General features: G+C 74.4%; 14 protein-coding genes. 2 read left to right on the forward strand and 12 right to left on the reverse strand.

From position 1 onward, the window contains the following. Positions 1-418 precede the first annotated feature (418 nt). Positions 419-811, forward strand: a complete 393-nt coding sequence (locus ABEB07_RS24230; protein ID WP_164585094.1) for a RidA family protein — start codon at positions 419-421, stop codon at positions 809-811. A 43-nt stretch (positions 812-854) separates the two neighbouring features. Here the strand turns inward: ABEB07_RS24230 and ABEB07_RS24235 are convergent, their stop codons facing one another. The 3 genes from ABEB07_RS24235 to pdxH form a co-directional block, all read right to left on the reverse strand. Beyond that, positions 855-2,321, reverse strand: coding sequence for a PAS domain-containing protein (locus ABEB07_RS24235; RefSeq protein ID WP_345670276.1), 1,467 nt, complete (start codon positions 2,319-2,321; stop codon positions 855-857). Between the two features lie 141 nt (positions 2,322-2,462). After that, complete coding sequence (locus ABEB07_RS24240; protein WP_345670277.1) at positions 2,463-3,218, reverse strand: SIS domain-containing protein; 756 nt, start codon at positions 3,216-3,218, stop codon at positions 2,463-2,465. Positions 3,219-3,347: 129 nt separating this feature from the next. Then, positions 3,348-3,977: a pyridoxamine 5'-phosphate oxidase gene (pdxH, locus tag ABEB07_RS24245; protein ID WP_425589070.1), complete on the reverse strand. Its 630-nt coding sequence runs from the start codon at positions 3,975-3,977 to the stop codon at positions 3,348-3,350. A gap of 359 nt (positions 3,978-4,336) precedes the next feature. Here pdxH and ABEB07_RS24250 point away from each other — a divergent pair, with 359 nt between their 5' ends. Next, complete coding sequence (locus ABEB07_RS24250; RefSeq protein WP_345670279.1) at positions 4,337-5,437, forward strand: citrate synthase 2; 1,101 nt, start codon at positions 4,337-4,339, stop codon at positions 5,435-5,437. Positions 5,438-5,511: 74 nt separating this feature from the next. On the opposite strand, the gene ABEB07_RS24255 is transcribed toward ABEB07_RS24250, so the two are convergent. From ABEB07_RS24255 to ABEB07_RS24295, 9 genes are all read right to left on the reverse strand, one after another. Beyond that, positions 5,512-6,570 carry an isopenicillin N synthase family dioxygenase gene (locus tag ABEB07_RS24255; RefSeq protein WP_345670281.1) on the reverse strand — a complete coding sequence of 353 codons (1,059 nt, stop codon included), beginning with the start codon at positions 6,568-6,570 and terminating at the stop codon, positions 5,512-5,514. A 379-nt stretch (positions 6,571-6,949) separates the two neighbouring features. Next, on the reverse strand, positions 6,950-7,561 hold the full coding sequence (locus ABEB07_RS24260) for a TetR/AcrR family transcriptional regulator (protein WP_345670283.1): 612 nt from the start codon (positions 7,559-7,561) through the stop codon (positions 6,950-6,952). Beyond that, positions 7,549-8,286 carry an enoyl-CoA hydratase family protein gene (locus ABEB07_RS24265; RefSeq protein WP_345670284.1) on the reverse strand — a complete coding sequence of 246 codons (738 nt, stop codon included), beginning with the start codon at positions 8,284-8,286 and terminating at the stop codon, positions 7,549-7,551. The genes ABEB07_RS24260 and ABEB07_RS24265 overlap by 13 nt, the downstream gene beginning before the upstream one ends. Next, positions 8,283-9,851, reverse strand: coding sequence for a 4-coumarate--CoA ligase family protein (locus ABEB07_RS24270; protein WP_345670285.1), 1,569 nt, complete (start codon positions 9,849-9,851; stop codon positions 8,283-8,285). The genes ABEB07_RS24265 and ABEB07_RS24270 overlap by 4 nt, the downstream gene beginning before the upstream one ends. 57 nt (positions 9,852-9,908) lie before the next feature. Continuing rightward, on the reverse strand, positions 9,909-11,069 hold the full coding sequence (locus tag ABEB07_RS24275) for an acyl-CoA dehydrogenase family protein (RefSeq protein ID WP_164589829.1): 1,161 nt from the start codon (positions 11,067-11,069) through the stop codon (positions 9,909-9,911). 139 nt (positions 11,070-11,208) lie between these two features. Next, positions 11,209-13,053: an ATP-binding protein gene (locus tag ABEB07_RS24280; RefSeq protein WP_345670325.1), complete on the reverse strand. Its 1,845-nt coding sequence runs from the start codon at positions 13,051-13,053 to the stop codon at positions 11,209-11,211. Between the two features lie 43 nt (positions 13,054-13,096). Continuing rightward, positions 13,097-14,713, reverse strand: a complete 1,617-nt coding sequence (locus ABEB07_RS24285) for an acyl-CoA carboxylase subunit beta (protein WP_345670288.1) — start codon at positions 14,711-14,713, stop codon at positions 13,097-13,099. Then, positions 14,710-16,452: an acyclic terpene utilization AtuA family protein gene (locus tag ABEB07_RS24290; protein ID WP_345670289.1), complete on the reverse strand. Its 1,743-nt coding sequence runs from the start codon at positions 16,450-16,452 to the stop codon at positions 14,710-14,712. Before ABEB07_RS24290 ends, ABEB07_RS24285 begins: the two co-directional genes overlap by 4 nt. After that, entirely contained in the window at positions 16,449-17,261 is an 813-nt protein-coding gene (locus ABEB07_RS24295) for a TIGR03084 family metal-binding protein (RefSeq protein WP_345670290.1), read from the reverse strand. Before ABEB07_RS24295 ends, ABEB07_RS24290 begins: the two co-directional genes overlap by 4 nt. Positions 17,262-17,283: the final 22 nt, after the last annotated feature.

The following is a 17,283-nucleotide window of genomic DNA, read 5'->3' on the forward strand; positions in this document are numbered from 1 at the left end:
CCGGCGCGTGCGCTGGCCCTGGACTCAATTCTGACGCATACCACCGACAACCGGAGCGCTCCGCCCGAACGCCGGACCGGAACGGGAGGCGAGCGGCGCCCGGCGGCGCACAGCAGACGACCCGCGAGCTGGGTTCCTCCGCCTCTCGGCGGAGGAGCCGGCCGGACGTACCGGCAGCTCGCGGGTCGGGTGACTGCTTGGTTTCGGGCCGGCTGCGCGCGTTCGCCGCGCGCGGGTCCGGCACCGCACAGGATGGGGTGACGGGCCGCTAGCCCGCAGCCACCTCACGCGTCCGGTTCTCATACATCTGCCGAACCACCTCCTCTCTCGTGTGCTCCCACCCTAGAAACCGCCCGGCCCCGGATCAACCGCTTTTTTCCCGGGCCGTCCGCACGGCCGCACCGCTACCGTTCGGCGCATGACGAAGCGGCGGGCGGTTCTCAGCGGGTCGGTGTTCGAGGAGCGGATCGGGTACGCGCGGGCGGTGGTGGACGGGGACTGGGTGCACGTGTCCGGGACGACCGGGTACGACTACGCGGCCATGACGATCTCCGAGGACGTGGTGGAGCAGGCCGAGCAGTGCCTGCGCAACATCGGGGCCGCGCTCCAGGAGGCCGGGTGCGGGTTCGAGGACGTGGTGCGGGTGCGGTACCTGCTGCCGGAGCGGGCGGACTTCGAGCCGTGCTGGCCGGTGCTGCGGCGGGTGTTCGGCGAGGTGCGGCCGGCGGCGACGATGATGGTGTGCGGGCTCGCGGACGCGGCGATGAAGATCGAGATCGAGGTGTACGCGCGCCGGCCCGGGACGGTCTGACCACCGGTCCGACGTCGCCGGCGGCGCTCTCGCGCGATCGCGCTCAGGGGCGGCCGGCCCGGGTCGGGGCCGCGAGGTCGAGCGCGGTGGCGATACGGGCGGCCACGTCCTCGGCGTGGGCGGTGTCGGGGCGCTCGAAGGGGGCGCGGCCCGGGGCGCGCAGGAAGGTGACGACGCCCAGGGTCCTGCCCCGGCTGCGCAGGACCGCGCACAGGGCGTGCACCGTGTCCGCCGGCCACTGGCGGGAGGCGGCCCACGCGCGGGCCTGTTCGGCGGACGCGGCGCCGGCGGTGGCCCGTACGGAGCCGTTGCGCTCGACGCACTGGAGGGCGGGGTGGCCGGGGCCGTAGCGGACCGGGAGGGCGGTGCGGCCGGTGCGCAGGCTGGGGCCCGGACCGGCGGCCGGGGTGGCGCAGACACGGACCAGGCGCACCGGCGGGCCGGGCGTGTCGTCGGACGTGTCGCCGGTCGGGGCGTCACTCGGGGCGTTGCTGTCGTCGGCCAGGCAGTCGATGACGGCGTGGTCGGCGAAGCCCGCGAGGGCGAAGTCGAGGTGGACGGTGGCGGCCTCCAGCGGGTCCTCGCACTCGGCGGCGGCGCGGGCGGCCCGGTGCAGCTGGTTGGTGCGGAACCGCAGCAGGGATGTCTCCTGCTCGCCCTGCTTGGCCTCGGTGACGTCGACGAACAGCCAGGCCACGCCGAGCGGCACGGGTTCCTCGGCCAGCGGTGAGGCGAGCCGGACGAAGCCGTTGCGCCAGCAGCGCCGCCGCTCGCCCTCCGGGGTGCGCACGCCGATCCAGATCTCGGCGGGCACCGGCGGCGCGCCCTCGGCCAGGACGTGGGTGAGGGCGCTCTCCAGTTCTTCGACGCCCTGGGAGAGCAGTTCGCCGAGCGGGCGGCCGAGGGGGGCGGTGCGGCCGGTGCCGAGGGCGTCGGCGGCGTGGGCGTTGACGAGGGCGGGGCGCAGGTCGGCGTCGACGAGGACGACGCCCCAGGAGGCGTCCTGGAGGAGGGCTTCGCCCAGGGCGATGGAGCGTTCGAGGTCGATCTGCGCGTGCACCTCGCTGAAGGCGCAGTAGAGCCCGGCGGGCGCGCCGTCGGGGCCGCGGACGGCGGCCGACTGGGTGCGCACCAGGACGCGGCCGCCGTCCTTGGTGAGCAGGGCGAACTCGTGGACCTGGCGGCCGGGGGCGCGCATGGCGGCGAGCAGGCGCCGTTCGACGTCCTCGGCGTCGGCGCTGCGGACCGCCCAGCCGGCGAAGCCGTGCCGTCCGACGGCCTCGGCGGCGCTCCAGCCGAGGATGCGTTCGGCCTCGCGGTTCCAGTGGGTGACGACGCCGTGCGCGTCGAAGGCGCACAAAGCGGCGTCCATGCCGTCGAGGAGGGCGGCGAGCAGGTCGGAGCCGTCGGGGCCGCCGGGCGCGTCGGCGCACCCGGTACGGCTCCGGTCGGGCTCGGGCTCGTCCGGTCCGAGTTCGTCGGTGGTCCCACTACGCCGGGAAGCACTCACCTGGACCCCCTCAGGCCGCGTCGGCGCGTCGTGCCGCGTCGGTTCGCTCTCTGGCCGTCATTCAACTTGAACGTGACGCAGCCCACATCGGATTCCCGCAAGTTGGGGGCACTTTCGGGCGGCCGGGGCGGCCGGGCGGGGTCAGCGGCGGTAGAAGATCCGGTCGGCGTACTGGTCGAAGACGCGGGCGTTCCAGTCGTGGCCGCCGTCGACGTTGCCGGAGCGCAGCAGCGGGGGCTCGATGCCGCGGTCGGCGAGGGCGCTCGCGGCGGTGGCCATGACGGCCTGCATGAGGGCGGAGGTGACGACGGTGGAGGCGGGCGCGAAGGGCGCCGGGACGGTGTCGAGGGTGAGTTCGGCGTCGCCGACGGCGATCTTGGAGTCGAGGACGACGTCGCAGTGGTCCTTCAGGTACGTCCCGGAGGTGTGCCGCGAGCTGGTCCGGGTGGCGTAGGCGACCGAGGTGACGCCGATGACCTTGATGCCGAGGGCGCGGGCGTTCATGGCCATCTCGACGGGCAGGGCGTTGCGGCCGGAGAGGGAGACGATCACGAGGGCGTCGCCGGCGCGGATGGGGGAGCTGTCCAGGACGGCGGCGGCCAGTCCGTCGACGCGTTCCAGGGCGGAGCCGAGGGTGGCGGGCATGACGTCGACGCCGACGGCGCCGGGGACGGCGAGCAGGTTCATCAGGGCGAGGCCGCCGGCGCGGTAGACGACGTCCTGGGCGGCGAGGGAGGAGTGGCCGGCGCCGAAGGCGAAGAGGCGGCCGCCGGCGGCGACGGTGTCGGCGAGCAGGGCGCCGGCCGCCGTGACGGCGTCGGCCTCCTCGTCGCGGACCCGCTGGAGCAGGCCGATGGCCGCGTCGAAGAACTGGTCGGCCGGCGTACGGTCGCTCATGCGGGTTCCGTCCCTTCGGGGTGGTGTCTGCACGTCGCGATCACGGTGAGGTCTGGACCACAGCCGTGTCAATACGGCCCGCCCTGCGGCCCCTTCCCCCTGTGGCGCCTCCCCCTGCGGGGAGTCCCGTCAGGGGCTGAGCCGTTCCACCCGCCAGGCGCCGTCGGGTTCGGCGGCGTAGCGCAGGCGGTCGTGCAGGCGGTTCTCGCGGCCCTGCCAGAACTCGACCGACCGGGGTGCGACGCGGAAGCCGCCCCAGTGCGGCGGCACCGGGACCTGCTCGCCCTCGGGGTAGCGGGCGGCGAGCTCGGTGTAGGCGGCGTCGAGGGTGCCGCGGGTGGTGATGACGGTGGACTGGGCGCTGGCCCAGGCGCCGAGCTGGGAGCCGTGCGGGCGGGTGCGGAAGTAGGCGGCGGTCTCCTCGCGGCCGGTGCGGCGGGCGACGCCCTGGACGATGACCTGGCGGGCCATCGGGTGCCAGGGGAAGAGCAGCGAGACGTAGGGGTTCTCGGCGAGGTCGCGGGCCTTGCGGGAGTCGTAGTTGGTGTAGAAGACGAAGCCCTGTTCGTCGAAGCCCTTCAGCAGGACCGTGCGGGAGCTGGGGCGGCCCTGGGCGTCGGCCGTGGAGACGATCATGGCGTTGGGCTCGAACAGGTGGCCCTCGGCGGCGGCCTGCTGGAACCAGTGGGCGAACTGCGCCACGGGCGTGTCGGCGAGGTCGGCCTCGGTGAGGCCCTCGGCCCGGTAGTGCTTGCGCATGGCGGCGAGGTCGAGGGACGCGGATTCTCCGGCTGCTCGGTCGGTCACGCGGTCATCTTGCCGTATGCCCGGTCGCGGACGGCCGGGTGTCCTTGGTCACTGCGTGGCACCGAGTGCCGCGTACTCTCCCCATCCGTGGCACTCGGGGATATCGTGCCCGTACCAATGGGGTGAGCGCCGAGCGCACGGGGCACACAAGGGATGACCGCCCCGGACCGCGAGTCGTCGGACGCGACCGCGGAACCGCGCCGGCGGGCGCGCACACCGTTCACGTTCCACCACGATCCACCACGACCTCCGACAGCTGGGGCGTCGTCCCCACCGCACCATCTGTCGCACAGACCACGAGGAGCCGCCTGATGTCCGACTTCGTACCCGGGCTCGAGGGAGTCGTCGCGTTCGAGACGGAGATCGCCGAACCGGACAAGGAGGGCGGCGCCCTCCGCTACCGGGGCGTCGACATCGAGGAGCTGGTCGGCCACGTCTCCTTCGGCAACGTGTGGGGACTGCTCGTCGACGGCGCCTTCAACCCGGGCCTGCCGCCGGCCGAGCCGTTCCCGATCCCGGTGCACTCGGGTGACATCCGGGTGGACGTGCAGTCGGCGCTGGCGATGCTCGCCCCGGTGTGGGGCCTGAAACCGCTGCTGGACATCGACGCCGAGCAGGCCCGCGAGGACCTGGCCCGGGCCGCCGTGATGGCGCTGTCCTACGTCGCCCAGTCGGCGCGCGGGCAGGGCCTGCCGATGGTGCCGCAGAGCGAGATCGACAAGGCGGGCTCGATCACCGAGCGGTTCATGATCCGCTGGCGCGGCGAGCCGGACCCCAAGCACGTGAAGGCCGTGGACGCCTACTGGTCCTCCGCCGCCGAGCACGGCATGAACGCCTCCACCTTCACCGCCCGCGTCATCGCCTCCACCGGCGCGGACGTGGCCGCCGCCCTGTCGGGCGCGGTGGGCGCGATGTCCGGCCCGCTGCACGGCGGCGCGCCCTCCCGGGTGCTCGGCATGATCGAGGAGATCGAGCGGACCGGGGACGCGACCGGCTACGTCAAGCGGGCCCTGGACCGCGGCGAGCGGCTGATGGGCTTCGGCCACCGGGTGTACCGGGCGGAGGACCCGCGGGCGCGGGTGCTGCGCCGTACCGCGCGGGAGCTGGGCGCGCCGCGGTTCGAGGTGGCCGAGGCGCTGGAGAAGGCGGCGCTGGAGGAGCTGCACAACCGCCGCCCGGACCGGGTGCTGGCCACCAACGTGGAGTTCTGGGCGGCGATCATGCTGGACTTCGCCGAGGTGCCGGCGCACATGTTCACCTCGATGTTCACGTGCGCCCGCACCGCGGGCTGGTCGGCGCACATCCTGGAGCAGAAGCGCACCGGCCGGCTGGTGCGGCCCTCGGCCCGCTACATCGGCCCGGGCCCGCGCGGCCCGCGCGACGTGGCGGGCTACGAGGACATCACACACTGAACGAGGACATCGCGCACTGACCGGACGCCGCAGGCCCGCGCACGCACGTGCGCGGGCCTGCGGCGTCTTCGGCGTCACGCGGGGCTGAGCAGTTCCGCGTGGTGCCGGCGGGCGACCAGGGGGTGGGCGCGCAGCTTGCCCTTCAGCTCGTTGTAGCCGTACTCGGCGAACAGCGGGTTGTCCGGGTCGTCGGTGACGCCGGGGGCGGTGGCGGCGTGCGGGAAGGGCAGCTTGGCCACCCGGGCGTCCAGGCGCGGGTTGTAGAAGAACGGCACGGAGAACCGCTCGGTGGCGCCGGGCGGGGAGACGACGCGGTGGTTGGTGGCCAGCAGGTAGCCGTCGGTGGCGACCTCCAGCAGTTCGCCGAGGTTGACGACGAACGCGCCCGGCAGCGGCGGCACGTCGTGGAAGCGCCCGTCCTCGCGCTGCACCTGGAGCCCGCCGATCTCGTCCTGGAGCAGCAGGGTCAGGAAGCCGTAGTCCTTGTGGGCGCCGACGCCCTGGCCGGCGCCGTCGCCGGCGCTGCCGGGGTAGCGGACGAGTTTGAGCTGCGGGTGGGCGTGCGGGCCGAAGGCGGGGTCGTAGAAGCCGGCGGGCGCGCCGATGGCGGTGAGCAGTTCGCGCAGCAGCCTGCGGGCGACGGCGCTGAGCCGGTCGATCCAGTGCAGGGCGGCGGTGCGCAGCTCGGGCAGGGCGGCGGGCCACTGGTTGGGGCCCTGGAGCCACCAGTAGGCGGGGTCGCCCGGGGCGGGGATTCGGGCGGGGCGTTCGGCGCCGATGTCGAGCTGGTCGCGCCAGTCGCGGGCGCCGCCGGTGCGTTCGTCGCCGGTGCGGGTGTAGCCGCGGAAGTGCGGGGAGCCCACGTTGTCCAGGGCCAGGCGGTCGGCCTCGGGCAGCCGGAAGAAGGCGTGCGTGGCGGTGAGCAGGGCGTCGGTCTCGGCCTGGGTGACGCCGTGCCCGACGAGCTGGAAGAAGCCCACGTCGTGCGCGGCGCTGTGCAGTTGGGCGTGGAGCAGGGCCCGGGCCTGGGGGCCGCGGTCGGCGGCGGACAGGTCGATGACGGGCAGCTGCTGGTAGGACGGGGTGTACGGGTTGTACTGGGTGTTCGACGGGTTAGTCGCCGTGTGGGTCATGAGGAGTCCGCGGGGTGTACGGGGGTCCGGGCCGCCGCCGTGGGTGGGCGGGCGACCGCGGAGGCCGGGGTGGGAGAGACCGGGTGGGCCGGATCGGTGGGACCCGCTGGGTCGGGTCGGGAGATCCGGTGGGCCGGGTGGGCCGGTGGGGGGCGCGCGGCTCGGGCGCCGCGGCGGCGGGAGACCCTGGGGACGGCAGACGGTCCCTGGGGCGGGGGTCAGGCGGAGCGCCGACAGCCCGTGCTCGTGACGCGCACGTAGTCCACGTGGCGGCGTCGGACGAGTATCGCGGGCATGCGCACAGGTTACTGCGGCCCGGCCGCGACCGGTGTGGCCCGGTTCACGTTTTCCCGCGTCTGTCCCCGGCCCCGGGGGCGGTTCAGCGGAGGGCCTCGTCGAGGAGGGCGGCCCATTGGGCGACGACGCGCTCGCGGCGGGCGGTGTCGTCGGTGAGGAGGTTGGCCAGGCCGAGGCCGCGGGCCATGTCGAGGAAGCCCTGGACGCTCTCGCGGACGCCGGGGCGCGACTCGTCGGCGCCCAGCAGCTCGACGGCTATGCGGTGGTTCTCGCGGCCGACGCGGGCCTCCAGCTCGGTGACGCGGGGGCGCAGCTGGTCCTCGTTGCAGGCGGCGACCCACAGGTGCAGGGCGGCGCGGAAGAGGGGGCCGGTGTAGAGGTCGACCAGGGCGGTGACGACGGCCCGGCGGTCGCCCGCCGGGCCCTGGCCGCTCTGCGGGAAGAGGGCGCGCAGGGCGGTGGAGCGTTCCTCGGCGACGTATTCGACGGCCGCGGTGAACAGGTCCTCGCGGGTGGGGAAGTGGTGCTGGGCGGCGCCGCGGGAGACGCCGGCGCGTTCGGCCACGACGGACACCGTGGAGCCCGCCCAGCCGTGTTCGGCCAGGCAGGCCACGGCCGCCTGGAGGAGCCGCTGCCGGGTGGCCCGGCTGCGGTCCTGCTTGGGGCGGCGGTCGGCTGCGGTCACAGCACCCATGCGGCATCCCGTCGTTCGAGGAAGGCCGTCATCCCCTCCCTGGCCTGGTCGGAGCTGAACAGCCGGGCCGAGAGCGCGGTCAGACCGGCCGCTTCCCGGTCGAATGTCTCCAGCACCTTAGCCGTGAGCAGCCGTTTCGTCTCGGCCAGGCCCTCGGGCGAGGATCTGCGCAGCCCGTCCAGGACGGGCGCGAGGACGGCGTCCACGTCGTCGCCCGCGGCGGTGAGCAGGCCGGCGCGTACGGCTTCGGCGGCGTCGAAGCGTTCGCCGGTGAGGTAGTGGCGGGCGAGGACGCGCGGGTCGGCGCGGGGCAGCACGGTCAGCGAGATCACGGCGGGCGCCACCCCGATGCGCACCTCGGTGAAGGCGAAGTCGGCCGTGCCGGCGGCGGCGGTGATGTCGCAGGCGGCGAGCAGTCCGAGGCCGCCGGCGCGGACGTGTCCGGTGATCCGGGCGACGACGGGCTTGGGCAGCTCCACGATCTGCCGCAGCAGGGCGACCAGCGCGTCCGGGTGGGGCGGGTCGCGCAGGTCGGCGCCGGCGCAGAAGGTGGTGCCGGTGTGGGTGAGGACGACGGCGCGTACGCCGGGGTCCTCGCCGCACTCGGTGAGCGCGGCGGCGAGTTCGCCGACCAGCGCGGCGGACAGGGCGTTGCGGGTGGCGGCCGAGTCCAGGCTGAGTGTCTCCACGCCCCGGGTGCGGTCGCGGCCTACGGCGCTGGTCATGGGCGCTCCCTGAGCTGTCGCCGCAGGATCTTGCCGGAGACGGCGCGCGGCACGGTGTCGATGAAGGTGACCTCGCGGACGCGTTTGTAGGGGGCGACGCGTTCGGCGACGTACGTCATGACCTCGGCCTCGGTCGGGTGGTCGGCGCCGGCGCGGCGCACGACGTGGGCGTGCGGGATCTCGTTGCCGTCGCCGTCGGTGGCGCCGACGACGGCGGCGTCGGCGATGTCGGGGTGGGTGAGCAGCAGTGCCTCCAGTTCGGCGGGGGCGACCTGGTAGCCCTTGTACTTGATGAGTTCCTTGACGCGGTCCACGACGAAGAGCCAGCCGTCGGCGTCGACGCGGCCGACGTCGCCGGTGTGCAGCCAGCCGTCGGCGTCGATCATGGCGGCGGTGGCGTCGGGCCGGCCCAGGTAGCCCTTCATGACCTGCGGTCCGCGGACGAGGATCTCGCCGGCCTCGCCCGCGCCCAGGTCGGCGCCGGGGTCGTCCAGGGAGACGATCCGCATCTCGGTGCCCGCGATGAGCTTGCCGACCGTGCCGGGCGGCGCCTTCTCCAGGGCGTCCCGCGGGACGACGTGGGTGCCTGGGGACAGCTCCGTCATGCCGTAGGCCTGGCCGACCGGGGGCAGGCCGAGCCGGCGGGAGCAGGCCGCGGCGAGTGCGGCGTCCAGCGGGGCGGCCGCGCTGATGACGTACTTCAGCGAGGACAGGTCGTAGCCGTCCACCGCCGGGTGCTTGGCCAGGGCCAGGACGATCGGCGGGGCGACGTAGAGGGCGGTGATGCGGTGGTTCTGGACGGCGGCGAGGAAGCCGTCCAGTTCGAAGCGGGGCAGGACGACGACGGTGGCGCCCTTGCGCAGGGGCGCGTTCATGAGCGCGGTCAGGCCGTAGATGTGGAAGAACGGCAGGACGGCCAGGACGCGTTCGCCGGGGCCCGCGGTGATCGCGGGTTCGAGCTGGGCGAGGTTGGTGGCGATCTGGCGGTGGGTGAGCATGACGCCCTTGGGGACGCCGGTGGTGCCCGAGGAGTACGGCAGGACCGCGACGTCCGCCGCCGGATCGACGGCGACGGAGGGTTCGGGCGCGTCGCAGGCGAGCAGGTCGAGCAGCGAGCGGTGTCCGGGCGCGCTGTCGCAGACGAGGATCTCCTCGATGCCGCCCGCGAGTTCGGCGGCCCTGCGGGCGACCGGGAGCAGCGGCGAGACGGTGACGATCCAGCGGGCCGCCGAGTCGGTGAGCTGTTTGGCCACTTCCTCGGCGGTGCCGAGCGGGTGCACGGTGGTGACCGTGGCGCCCGCGCGGGTGGCCGCGTAGAAGGCGATCGGGAAGGCGACGGTGTTGGGGCTGTGCAGGGCGAGGACGTCGCCCTTGCGCACGCCGGCCTCGGCGAGCGCGGCGGCGAGGCGCCGGTGGAAGCGGTCCACCTGCGCGTAGGTGAGGGTGGTGCCGTCCGTGCCGTCGATCAGGGCGGGCGTGTCGCCGAACTCGGCGGCGTGGCCCAGGACGGCGTCGTGGATGGGCAGTTCTACGGCCGGGACGTCTGCGTACGCGCTGCGGAACACGGTTCCTCCTCGCCCCGCCGGCCGGCGGGTGGGTACGGAGCGGTGCGGGGTGCGGGATCAGTACGACTTGGGCAGGCCCAGGCTCTGGTGGGAGACGTAGTTCAGGATCATCTCCCGGCTCACCGGCGCGATCCGGGCCACGCGCGCGGCCGTGATCAGCGAGGCGAGTCCGTACTCGCGGGTGAGGCCGTTGCCGCCGAGGGTGTGCACGGCCTGGTCGACGGCGTTCACGCACGCCTCACCGGCCGCGTACTTGGCCATGTTGGCGGCCTCGCCCGCGCCGATGTCGTCGCCCGCGTCGTAGAGGTGGGCGGCCTTCTGCATCATCAGACGGGCGAGTTCGAGGTCGATGTGGGCGCGGGCCAGCGGGTGCGCGATGGCCTGGTGGGCGCCGATCGGCGCCTTCCACACGGTGCGCTCGCGGGCGTACTCCAGGGCGCGGCCCAGGGCGTAGCGGCCCATGCCGATCGCGAAGGCGGCCGTCATGATGCGCTCGGGGTTGAGGCCGGCGAACAGTTGCAGCAGGCCCGCGTCCTCGTCGCCGACGAGCGCGTCGGCGGGCAGCCGTACGTCGTCCAGCACCAGCTCGAACTGCTTCTCGGCGGCGTTGAGTTCCATGTCGATGGGGTGGCGCTGGAAGCCCTCGGCGTCCGGCGGGACGATGAACAGGCACGGCTTGAGGCGGCCGGTGCGGGCGTCCTCGGTACGGCCGACGATCAGGACGGCGTCGGCGATGTCGACGCCGGAGATGAACACCTTGCGGCCGGTGAGGAGCCAGTCGTCGCCGTCGCGGCGGGCGGTGGTGGTGATGCGGTGCGAGTTGGAGCCGGCGTCGGGCTCGGTGATGCCGAAGGCCATGGTGCGGGTGCCGTCGGCGATGCCGGGGAGCCAGGTGCGCTTCTGCTCCTCGGTGCCGAAGCGGGCGATGACGGTGCCGCAGATGGCCGGTGAGACGACGAGCATGAGGAGGGGGCTGCCTGCGGCGCCCAGCTCCTCCAGGACTATGGAGAGTTCGGTGACTCCGCCGCCTCCGCCGCCGTATGCCTCCGGCAGGTTGACGCCCAGGTAGCCGAGTTTGCCCGCGTCGGACCAGAGTTCGGTGGGGTGGCGGCCTTCTGCGACGGTGCGGGTGATGTAGTCGCGGCCGTAGCGCTTCCCCAGTGCGGCTACCGCCGCGCGGAGGTCGCTTTGTTCTTCGGATTCGATTACGGGGGGCATGTGTGGTCTCCCGGGTGCGGGTTTGTGGGTGGCTGGGTGCGCAGTTCCCCGCGCCCCTGGGGGGGGTGGGGTGCTGTCGGCTTGTGGGTGCGGGTTGGTTTTGGCTGGGCGCGCAGTTCCCCGCGCCCCTTGGGGGGCGCTACTCCTGGACCACGGCCAGCAAGGTGCCGACCTCCACTTGCTGGCCTGGGGTCGCTTGCAGGGATGTCAGGGTGCCTGTGGTGGGGGCGGTGATCTTGTGTTCCATCTTCATGGCCTCCAGCCACAGCAGGGGCTGGCCGGACTGGACCGGGGAGCCCTCGGTCAGGCCCTCGGCAACGCGGACGACCGTGCCCGGCATGGGGGCCAGCAGGGAGCCGGGGGCGCGCTGGGCGGCCGGGTCGGGGAAGCGGGGCAGGGCGGTGAGGGCGGTGGCGCCCACGTGCACCTGGTCGCCGTAGCGGGCGACCTCGAACCGGCGCCGTACGCCGTCCACTTCGAGGACGACGAGTGAGGCGTCCGCGTGCACGACGCGCACCTCGTCGGTGTCCGCGGCGAGCCCCTCGCGGGTGTGCCGGTAGCGGGCCTCGTACTCCTCGCCCGCCATCAGGTACCGCTTGACCTGCGGCTGCGAGGGCAGGTTGCGCCAGCCGCCGAACCGGGAGCGTCCGCAGGCGTCGGCGAGCGCGGCGGCCAGCGGCGCGTACGGGTCGGCGGCCGGGCCGGTCAGCGCGCCGAGGTGGCGGTCGTAGAAGCCGGTGTCCATCCGCGCGGTCGCGAACTCCTCGTGCCGCAGCGAGCGGACCAGCAGGTCGCGGTTGGTGACCGGGCCGTGGACGGCGGCCCGCTCCAGGGCGCCGGCGAGCTTGCGCAGGGCCTGGGCGCGGGTGGGGGCGTGGGCGACGACCTTGGCGAGCATCGGGTCGTAGTGGACGCCGATCGGGTCGCCGTCGCCGTAGCCGGTGTCCAGACGGACGCCGTCGGGGACGGCGAGGCGGTGCAGGACGCCGGTCTGCGGCGCCCAGTCGCGGGCCGGGTCCTCGGCGTACAGACGCGCCTCGATCGCGTGCCCGCGCGCGGTCGGCGGCGCGCCCTCCAGGGCGTGGCCCTCGGCGACGTGCAGCTGGAGGGCGACCAGGTCGAGGCCGAACACGGCCTCGGTGACCGGGTGTTCCACCTGGAGGCGGGTGTTCATCTCCAGGAAGTGCGCCCGGCCGCCCTCGACCAGGAACTCCACGGTGCCGGCGCCGACGTAGTCGACGGCGCGGGCGGCGCGCACGGCCAGCTCGTACAGCTCGGCGGTGAGCGGTTCGGGCAGGCCGGGCGCCGGGGCCTCCTCGATGACCTTCTGGTGGCGGCGCTGGAGGGAGCAGTCGCGGGTGCCGAGCGGCCACACGGTGCCGTGCGCGTCGGCGAGGATCTGCACCTCGACGTGGCGGCCGCCCTCGACGTAGGGCTCGGTGAACACCTCGCCGTCGCCGAACGCGCTCGCCGCCTCCGCGCTCGCCGCGGCCAGCTCCGCGTCCAGGTCCGCCAGGCGCCGCACGACGCGCATCCCGCGCCCGCCGCCGCCCGCCGCCGCCTTCACCAGCACCGGCAGATCGGCCTCGGTGACCTCCTTGAGGGGCTCGATGCCCATGAGCTGCTTGGCGCGGGTCTTGGACGCCATCGCCTCGATCGCCTCCGGTGGCGGCCCGATCCACACCAGGCCCGCGTCCAGCACGGCGCGTGCGAAGCCGGCGTTCTCCGACAGGAAGCCGTAGCCGGGGTGCACGGCGTCCGCGCCGGCCGCGAGCGCCGCCTTCACGATCAGGTCGCCGCGCAGATACGTGTCGGCGGGCGTCGCGCCCGGCAGGCGTACGGCGGCGTCGGCCATCCGGGTGTGCAGGGCGTCCGCGTCGGCGTCGGAGTGCACGGCGACCGTGCGCACGCCCAGCTCACGGCAGGTGCGGAAGACACGGCAGGCGATCTCGCCGCGGTTGGCGACCAGGACTGTCGAAATCAGGACTGTCGAAATCACGGGGTCCGTCCTCACTGGTTTCGCTCCCTCACATCCGGAAGACGCCGAAGCCGCCGCGCGCGCCCTCGAACGGAGCGGTGTGGAGGGCGGACAGGCACAGGCCGAGGACGGTGCGGGTGTCGCGCGGGTCGATGACGCCGTCGTCGTAGAGCCGCCCGGACAGGAACATCGGCAGCGACTCGGACTCGATCTGCTGCTCGACCATCGCGCGCAGCGCCGCGTCCGCCTCGTCGTCGTAGGGGTGCCCCTTGGCCGCCGCCGACTGCCGGGCGACGATCGACAGGACGCCGGCCAGCTGCTGGGGGCCCATCACGGCGGACTTGGCGCTCGGCCAGGCGAACAGGAAGCGCGGGTCGTAGGCGCGGCCGCACATGCCGTAGTGGCCGGCGCCGTAGGAGGCGCCCATGAGCACGGACAGGTGCGGGACGCGCGAGTTGGAGACGGCGTTGATCATCATCGCGCCGTGCTTGATGATGCCGCCCTGCTCGTACTCGCGGCCCACCATGTAGCCGGTGGTGTTGTGCAGGAACAGCAGCGGGATGTCGCGCTGGTTGGCGAGCTGGATGAACTGGGCGGCCTTCTGCGACTCGGCGCTGAACAGGACGCCCTGGGCGTTGGCGAGGATGCCGACCGGATAGCCGTGCAGGGCGGCCCAGCCGGTCACCAGGCTCGTCCCGTACAGCGGCTTGAACTCGTCGAAGTCGGAGCCGTCCACGATCCGGGCGATGACCTCGCGCGGGTCGAAGGGGATCTTCAGATCGCCGGGAACTATGCCGAGAAGCTCCCCGTTGTCGTATTTAGGAGGTTCAGGCTGTTCGGGCGGTTCGGCGAAGGGGGGATCGGGGTGGGCCTTGCGGTGGTTGAGGCGGGCGACGACGCGGCGCGCCTGGCGCAGCGCGTCGCGCTCGTCCACGGCGAAGTAGTCGGCGAGACCGGACACGCGCGCGTGCATCTCGGCGCCGCCGAGGGACTCGTCGTCGCTCTCCTCGCCGGTGGCCATCTTCACCAGCGGCGGCCCGCCGAGGAACACCTTGGCGCGCTCCTTGACCATGATCACGTGGTCGGACATGCCGGGGACGTAGGCGCCGCCGGCGGTGGAGTTGCCGAAGACGACGGCGACGGTCGGGATGCCGGCCGCCGACAGCCGGGTGATGTCGCGGAAGATGGCCCCGCCCGGGATGAAGATCTCCTTCTGCGAGGGCAGGTCGGCGCCGCCGGACTCCACCAGGCTGATGCAGGGCAGCCGGTTGGCGAGCGCGATGTCGTTGGCGCGCAGCGCCTTCTTCAGGCTCCACGGGTTGCTGGCGCCGCCGCGCACGGTCGGGTCGTTGGCGGTGATCAGGCACTCGACGCCCTCGACCACGCCGATCCCGGTGACCAGCGAGGCGCCCACGGTGTACTCGCTGCCCCAGGCGGCCAGGGGCGACAGCTCCAGGAACGGCGTGTCGGGGTCCAGGAGCAGTTCGACGCGCTCACGGGCGAGGAGCTTGCCGCGGCCCCGGTGCCGGTCGACGTACTTGGGGCCGCCGCCGGCGAGTGCCTTGGCGTGCTCGGCCTCCAGCTCGGCGAGCTTGGCGAGCATGGACTCGCGGGCCGCCCGGTAGTCGGCGGAGTCGGTGTCCAGGGCGGTGGGCAGGACCGTCACAGCAGGGCCTCCGGTATGTCCAGGTGGCGGGAGCGCAGCCATTCCCCGAGGGCCTTGGCCTGCGGATCGAAGCGGTGCTGGGCGGCGACGCCCTCGCCGAGGAGCCCCTCCACGACGAAGTTCAGGGCGCGCAGGTTCGGCAGCGCGTGCCGGGTGACGGGCAGCGTCCGGCTCTCGGGGATCAGCTGCCGGAACCGGTCGGCGGTCAGCTCGCCGGCCAGCCACCGCCAGGCGTCCCGCGACCGCGCCCACACGCCGACGTTGGCGTCGCCGCCCTTGTCGCCGCTGCGCGCCCCGGCGACGAGCCCGAGCGGCGCGCGGCGCGTGGGCCCGGCCGCGAACGGCTCCGGCGGCGCCGGTTCGGGCACGTCCTCCAGCACGCGGGCGTCCGGGGCGGGCGGTACGGCGATACGGCGGCCGTCGGGAAGGACGGCGACGTGATCGACGGTGTCCTGGGGGACGTACGCGGCCTCGAAGACGCCGTAGGGCGCTCCCTTGCCGGGCGGCGCGAGCACGTGGAAGCCGGGGTATCCGGCGAGCGCGAGTTCGATGGCGGCGCCGCTGAAGGCGCGGCCCACCGCCTCGGGGTCCTGGTCCCGGACGACCAGCCGGAGCAGGGCGCTCGCGCACTCCTCGGTGTCGGCGTCGGGCCGGTCGGTGCGCACCAGGTCCCAGCGGACCTCGCCGGGCGGTGACTTCGCGGCGCCGAACGCGTCCGCCATCTGCCGCCGCACCAGGGCGGCCTTGTCCTCGATGTCCAGTCCGGTCAGGACGAAGGTGACCTCGTTGCGGAAGCCGCCGAGGCGGTTGAGCCCGACCTTGAGGGTGGGCGGCGGGGCCTCCCCGCGCACGCCGTCGATCCTGACCCGGTCCGGCCCGTCCTGGCGCAGCCGTACGGTGTCCAGCCGGGCGGTGACGTCGGGGCCGGCGTAGCGCGCGCCGCCCGTCTCGTACAGGAGCTGCGCGGTGACCGTGCCGACGTCCACCACGCCGCCGGTGCCGGGGTGCTTGGTGACGACGCAGCTGCCGTCCTCGTGGATCTCGGCGAGCGGGAAGCCGGGGCGGCGCAGCCGGTCGAGGCCGTGCTCGGCGAAGAAGGCGTAGTTGCCGCCGGTGGCCTGGGCGCCGCACTCCAGCACGTGCCCGGCGACGACCGCGCCGGCCAGGCGGTCGTAGTCGTCCGGCCGCCAGCCGAAGTGGGCGGCGGCGGGCCCGGTGACCAGGGCGGCGTCGGTGACCCGCCCGGTGACCACGATGTCCGCGCCGGCCTCCAGGCAGGCGGCGATGCCGAAGCCGCCGAGGTAGGCGTGGGCGGCGAGGACGCCCGTGGGCGCCGCGCCGGGGCCGGCGGCGCCGAGGATCTCCGGGAGCGCGGCGGTCCGGTCGTCGCCCTCGACGTGGGCGACGCGTACCGGCACGCCGAGCCGTTCGGCCAGCTCGCGCACCCGCCCGGCGAGTCCGGCGGGGTTGAGGCCGCCGGCGTTGGCGACGATCCGCACCCCGCGCTCGTGGGCGAGGCCGAGGCACTCCTCCAGCTGGCGCAGGAAGGTGCGGGCGTATCCGGCGCTCGGGTCCTTGAGCCGGTCCCGGCCCAGGATCAGCATGGTCAGCTCGGCGAGGTAGTCCCCGGTGAGGACGTCCAGCTCGCCGCCGGTGAGCATCTCGCGCAGGGCGTCGAAACGGTCGCCGTAGAAGCCGGAGGCGTTGCCGACGCGCAGCGCGGTCCGGGCGGCGGTCACGAGGCGCTCCCCTCGGCGACGGCTTCCGCCCGGGGCGGGCGGCCGGCGCCGGGCGGGCCGGCGAAGGCCTGGGCGATGTCCAGCCAGCGGTCGGCGTCCGCGCCGTCGGCGCGCACGGCGAGGTCGGCGCGGTGCGCGCGCTGGGTGACCAGGAGGCAGAAGTCGAGCGCGGGACCGGCGACCCGCTGGGCCGCGTCCTCGGGCCCGTACGTCCACACCGCGCCGGACGGCGCGACGACCTCCACCCGGAACTCCTCGCCGGGCGCCGGCAGCCCCCGCACCGCGAACGCGAAGTCCCGCGCCCGCACCCCGATGCGCACCACGTGCCGGAGCCGGTCGCTCGGGGCGCGCACCGCGCCGAGCGCGTCCGCCACGTCCTGCCCGTGCGCCCAGGTCTCCATCAGCCGCCCGGTGGCCACCGAGGCGGCCGACATGGGCGGCCCGTACCAGGGGAACCGCGCGCCGGGCGCCGCCGCCCGCAGCGCGCCGTCCAGGGCGGCCCGCCCCGCGCGCCACCGGTCCAGCAACTCCTCCGGCGCCAGCGCGGCCCCCTCCTCGGCGCCCTGGTCGACGAACGAGTCGGGCGCGGCGAGCGCCTTCTCCACCAGCGCGCGGAACTGCTCGGGGTCGGTGACGGCGAGGAACGCGGAACGGTCGGTCCAGGCGAGATGGGCGATCTGGTGGGCGACGCTCCACCCGGGCGCGGGCGTCGCCGCCCTCCACCGCTCGGCGCTCAACCCGGCGACCAGCCGGTCGAGTTCCTCGCTCTCGGCACGCAGATCATCGAACACGGGCGTCGGTTCGGACATGGGGGGAGCATGGCAGCGGGGC

The organism is Streptomyces similanensis, from assembly GCF_039543625.1.
Lineage (GTDB): Bacteria > Actinomycetota > Actinomycetes > Streptomycetales > Streptomycetaceae > Streptomyces > Streptomyces similanensis.

Bases quoted from the DNA above. Each gene is read 5' to 3' on its own strand.
- ABEB07_RS24230 (WP_164585094.1), top strand. From the start codon at position 419: ATGACGAAGCGGCGGGCGGTTCTCAGCGGGTCGGTGTTCGAGGAGCGG.
- ABEB07_RS24240 (WP_345670277.1), bottom strand. From the start codon at position 3,218: ATGAGCGACCGTACGCCGGCCGACCAGTTCTTCGACGCGGCCATCGGC.
- pdxH (WP_425589070.1), bottom strand. From the start codon at position 3,977: ATGCGCAAGCACTACCGGGCCGAGGGCCTCACCGAGGCCGACCTCGCC.
- ABEB07_RS24250 (WP_345670279.1), top strand. From the start codon at position 4,337: ATGTCCGACTTCGTACCCGGGCTCGAGGGAGTCGTCGCGTTCGAGACG.
- ABEB07_RS24255 (WP_345670281.1), bottom strand. From the start codon at position 6,570: ATGACCCACACGGCGACTAACCCGTCGAACACCCAGTACAACCCGTAC.
- ABEB07_RS24260 (WP_345670283.1), bottom strand. From the start codon at position 7,561: ATGGGTGCTGTGACCGCAGCCGACCGCCGCCCCAAGCAGGACCGCAGC.
- ABEB07_RS24265 (WP_345670284.1), bottom strand. From the start codon at position 8,286: ATGACCAGCGCCGTAGGCCGCGACCGCACCCGGGGCGTGGAGACACTC.
- ABEB07_RS24275 (WP_164589829.1), bottom strand. From the start codon at position 11,069: ATGCCCCCCGTAATCGAATCCGAAGAACAAAGCGACCTCCGCGCGGCG.
- ABEB07_RS24295 (WP_345670290.1), bottom strand. From the start codon at position 17,261: ATGTCCGAACCGACGCCCGTGTTCGATGATCTGCGTGCCGAGAGCGAG.